The sequence below is a fragment of the Nocardiopsis mangrovi genome, assembly GCF_042653925.1.
Lineage (GTDB): Bacteria > Actinomycetota > Actinomycetes > Streptosporangiales > Streptosporangiaceae > Nocardiopsis_B > Nocardiopsis_B mangrovi.
This window is the reverse complement of record NZ_JBHSFQ010000073.1, coordinates 1-4632: the sequence shown is the minus strand read 5'-3', so window position 1 is coordinate 4632 and position 4632 is coordinate 1. Positions and strand designations below refer to the sequence as shown.

Sequence of the window (4632 nt, the reverse complement as noted above, 5' to 3'; positions counted from 1 at the left end):
AGTGCTTCGTCGAGCGCTACCTCGACCGCCCCCGCCACGTCGAGACCCAGTGCCTGGCCGACGCCCACGGCAACGTCGTCGTGGTCTCCACCCGCGACTGCTCCCTCCAGCGCCGCCACCAGAAACTAGTCGAGGAGGCCCCCGCGCCCTACCTCACCGAGGAGCAGCGCGCGGCGCTGTACCGGGCGTCCAAGGACATCCTGCGCGAGGCCGGCTATGTCGGCGCCGGCACGTGCGAGTTCCTCATCGGCACCGACGGCACGGTCTCCTTCCTGGAGGTCAACACCCGGCTCCAGGTCGAGCACCCGGTCACGGAGGAGGTGACCGGCATCGACCTGGTGCGGGAGATGTTCCGCATCGCCGAGGGGCAGGAGCTGGGCTACACCGACCCGCAGGTGCGCGGGCACGCGCTGGAGTTCCGGATCAACGGGGAGGACCCGGGACGCGGGTTCCTCCCCGCTCCGGGCACGGTGTCGGTGTGGCGGCCGCCGTCGGGGCCGGGCGTCCGCCTGGACTCCGGGGTCGAGGCCGGGTCGGTCATCGGCGCGAACTGGGATTCGCTGCTGGCCAAGCTGATCGTGACCGGCCGGGACCGGCGCCAGGCGCTGGAGCGCGCCGCGCGCGCCCTGGCGGAGTTCGAGGTGGGCGGGATGGCGACCGCGCTGCCGTTCCACCGCGCGGTCGTGGCCGACCCCGCGTTCGCGCCGGAGACCGGCGGCGGGGACGGTCCGTTCACGGTGCACACCCGCTGGATCGAGAGCGACTTCGCCGGGCGCATCGGCCCGTGGGAGGGTGCGCCGGCCGAGGAGGGCGACGCCGCCGACGTGCGGGCCACGGCCGTGGTGGAGATCGGCGGCAAGCGCATCGAGGTGACGTTCCCGGCCGGGCTGGCCCCGGCCGCCGGAGTCGGGGCCGGGATCGGGTCCGGGGCCCCCGCGGCCGGCCCGGCCCGCGCGCGCCCGCGGCGCTCCGCCCGAACGGGGGCGGCGGGGGGCGCGGCGTCGGGCGCGGTGCTGGCCTCGCCGATGCAGGGCACCGTGGTCAAGGTCGCGGTCGCCGATGGCGACACCGTCGAGGAGGGCGACCTCATCCTGGTCATCGAGGCCATGAAGATGGAGCAGCAGATCACGGCCCACCGTTCGGGACCGGTGAGCGGGCTCGCGGCCGCCACGGGAGACACCCTGGCTTCGGGGGCGGCGATCTGCGCGATCGGCTCCTGAGCCGGGGGGCGGGCGGGGCCGGCCTGTTCACGGCAGGGAAGTGCGGGGCAGGGAAGTGCGGGGCGGGGCGGATCCCGAAGCGTCCGGGACGGATTGCACACGGCCCCCACGGCCCCCGACCGGCCCCGCACGGCTTCGATCGGGGCCTGCACGCCCCCGATCCGCCCCCGACACAACCTCGGGCGGCGGCATCCGCGGGTGCGGTGCCGCCGCCCAAGGCCACCCGGATCGCGACGCGACGCCGCGCCCCGTCCTTGCCCGGCGGCGCGGGCGACCGGGTGGAGACGGCGGGCGGCGGTGCGGTGCCGCCACCGCACCGCCGCCGCCGTCATCGTGTCAGACGAAGGCGAAGACGCGGACCTGGCCGCCCGAGCCGCCGCGGTTCTTCGGCGCGCCCACCACGATGGTCGCCCCGCGCGATGGGACGGTGTCGAGGTTGTTCAGGCACTCCACCGCGTACAGTCCCGCGGGAAGCAGGATCTGGTGGGCGTCCGGGGCCTCGGCGATCCCCTGGTCGAGGCCGGTGGTGTCGACGCCGGCGCCCACGATGGAGCGCCTCTCCACCAGGTAGGCGGATGCCTCGGGCGAGAACCCGGGCCAGTGGAAGAGCCCGTCGGAGCCCTCGTTGAGGAACGCGTCCGGGACGTCGACCCGCGCGGCCCACCCGGAGTCCATGGCGACGAACGCCCCGTTGGGGATCGCGCCGTACCGGCGCTCGTGCGCGCGGATGTCGCCGACCGTGACGACGGTGTCGGGATCCTCGGCGGCGCGGTCGGCGATGCGGAGCACACACAGGGGCGCCACCAGGCTCTCGACGGGCATCTCGTCGATCGTGGCACCGCCCCGCACGAAGTGGGAGGGGGCGTCGATGTGGGTTCCCAAGTGCTCGCCGAGGGTCACGCTGTAGGAATCGAAGCCGTGCTCTTCGATGGTGTGGGTCTGTTCGAAGAGCGGTTGCTCCATGGTCGGGTGGAAGTAGGGGAAGTCCGGGCTGATCGTGTGGGTGAGGTCCTTGACCCTGCCGGTGAGCACACCGCTGGTGTCGGCGTGGGCGGCCACGCCGGTGGGGAGCATCGACAGCGCGGCGGCGATCCCGGTGGCCCCGGAGAAGCGGAACATGTTGCGCCGGGAGAACGCGCGCCCGGCCATCGACCTGCGTTCGGCTTCCGGGTCCCCGGAGATCTGGATGGTGCCGTTGGGCCCCGTACGCCGGACGTAGGGGTTGGCATCACCCACGGGCAGGCCGGGGGACGTTCCGTAGTCGATCTGCCGCATGACATCTGCACCGCACATGACAGGCCCTTCATGGGGAGGAATGGTGGCCGTTGTTGTTGCGGCTGTAGAGCGCTCTTCCAGCACTGATGACCCTAAGGTATCTGACACTCACCTGTCCACTTGATCTGAGAAGAACCGGTCCGTTTAGTGGACCCAGCCCCGCGGCCGCTCCCCCCGGCTCTTCGGCACCCTCGCGCGTCCGCCCTGCACTCGCGCACGGGATCGCCGGGCAACCCCGCCCACCCGGGAACGCGAAACTCCCCTCGACACGGCGACGGCCCCGCCCTGGGAAGGGCGGGGCCGTCGCGGGGAGGCCGTGGAATCAGGTGAGGGCGAAGATCCGGGCCGGGCCGCCGAAGCCGCCGCGGTGCTTGGGAGCGCCGACGACGATGGTCGCGCCGCGGTCGGGGACGCTGCCCAGGTTATTCAGGTTCTCGATCCCGTAGTGGCCCGTGGGCAGCAGGATCTGGTGGCACTCCGGGCCTTCGTTGATGCCCGCGTCCAGGCTCGTGGTGTCGACGCCGAGCCCCACGATGCCGCGCTTGTCGACCAGGAAGGCGGTGGCGTCGGCGCCGAAGCCGGGCCAGCGGAAGGTGCCGTCGGGCTGCTCGTTGAGGTACTCGCCCGGCCGGTCCACCCGCGCACTCCACCCCGAGTCCATGGCGATGAACGCGCCATTGGGGATCCTGCCGTGGGTGCGCTCGTGGCGCCGGATGTCGCCGACGCTGACCAGGGTGTTGTCGTCCTCGGCGGCGCGGTCGGCGATGCGGATGACGCGCAGCGGGGCGATGAGCTGGTTGGGCTCGATCTCGTCGACGTAGGGGCCCTGGCCGTCCTTGAAGTGGGCGGGGGCGTCGATGTGCGTGCCGCTGTGCTCGTCGAGCGTCATGATCAGCGTGTTGAACCCCGCCTCACCGATGACGTGGTGCGGTTCGTAGCTGGGCGGGTCGGAGAGCGGGTAGAAGATCGGGAAGTCCGGGCTCAGGGTGTGGGTGAGGTCGGTGACCGTGGCGTCGGCGAGACCCCGGCTCTCGGCGTAGGCGGCGGCGCCGGTCGGCAGTATGGACAGCACCGCGGCGGCTCCCCCCGCGCCGCCGAGCTTGAACATGTTGCGCCGCGAGAACAGCCCCGAGGACACCCGCGAGCGGGGAGCCTCGACCTCGCCGGCGACCTGCACCCTGCCGTCCTTACCCGCTCGGCGCACGTGCGGATTGGCGTCCCCGAGGGGCTTGGCACCCGACTCGCCGTAGTCGATCTGTCCCATCACATCGGCACCGCACACGGGCCCCACCCCTTCGGTCAGTCATACGAACACTGATAATCGTCTGGAGTCTGAATCTTCTCCGTAGCCTGATGATCGTAAGACACGATTCGGTCGGATGTCGAGACATTCCGCGTCCATCCGCGCAGGTCACAAGCGGACCCATGGCGTCCATTCGGACCTTGCTCGTCCGTTTCAACCATGGGGTGCACCGTTCAACAACCGGCCACGGCGAGTGAGCGACCGCGAGTCGCCTATCCCACAGGGGATCACCGGTAGAACCCCGCCACAAAGGCAGCGGGGACAGGCGGCCCACGCCACCGATACGGCGTGGACACGGCGAACACACGGCCACGGAGACACCGAGACACCGAGGCACCGAGGCACCGAGCAGTGCGATACGGGCAGGCGGCGGACGGACGAGAGCGGGAAGACAGGGACAAGGAGGGCCGAACAGGAGGCGGAAGCGGAAGGACGCGGACGCAGAGGACACACGGGGAACGGAGGGGCAGCACAACGATTCAGCCGTCGCGGCGGCGACTGTTCAGGCAAGCGGCGACGGCAGGAGCGAGACCGCAGCGACGCGGAGCCCGCGGTGCCCGTGGGGATCGGGCTTCAAGCGGGCGGCGACGCAAGGCAGCGAAAGCGCCGCGCCGGACTCCTCGTGCGATCTCGCCCTCGCGTTAAAGCGAGCAGCGACGGCGGAGGGGGAACGGGGACCGCGCGGATACCTTCCGTGGGCAGGTGCTCCGGTTAGAGCGGGCAGCGACGGCGGTCAGGGGCCCGGGCGGCGGTCGCGTGTGCCCGTGCGATGTGGTGCCCGGTACTCCGGGCGGTCGCGGTCGCGTGGGGTGCCGGATCGCGCGCTCGGCGTTC

General features: G+C 72.0%; 3 protein-coding genes. 1 reads left to right on the top strand and 2 read right to left on the bottom strand.

Annotated features, from left to right (window positions below):
* The coding region (locus tag ACFO4E_RS29945) for an ATP-binding protein (protein WP_378580661.1) at window positions 1-1220 on the top strand (1220 nt) is incomplete at its 5' end.
* A gap of 336 nt (window positions 1221-1556) precedes the next feature.
* Here the strand turns inward: ACFO4E_RS29945 and ACFO4E_RS29940 are convergent.
* Both ACFO4E_RS29940 and ACFO4E_RS29935 read right to left on the bottom strand, forming a co-directional pair.
* Window positions 1557-2513, bottom strand: coding sequence for a cyclase family protein (locus tag ACFO4E_RS29940; protein ID WP_378580658.1), 957 nt, complete (start codon window positions 2511-2513; stop codon window positions 1557-1559).
* 304 nt (window positions 2514-2817) lie between these two features.
* The gene (locus ACFO4E_RS29935; protein ID WP_378580655.1) at window positions 2818-3759 is read right to left on the bottom strand and encodes a cyclase family protein; all 942 of its coding nucleotides are present in this window, start codon (window positions 3757-3759) and stop codon (window positions 2818-2820) included.
* Window positions 3760-4632 lie beyond the last annotated feature (873 nt).

Bases quoted from the DNA above. Each gene is read 5' to 3' on its own strand.
- ACFO4E_RS29940 (WP_378580658.1), bottom strand. From the start codon at position 2,513: ATGTGCGGTGCAGATGTCATGCGGCAGATCGACTACGGAACGTCCCCC.
- ACFO4E_RS29935 (WP_378580655.1), bottom strand. From the start codon at position 3,759: ATGGGACAGATCGACTACGGCGAGTCGGGTGCCAAGCCCCTCGGGGAC.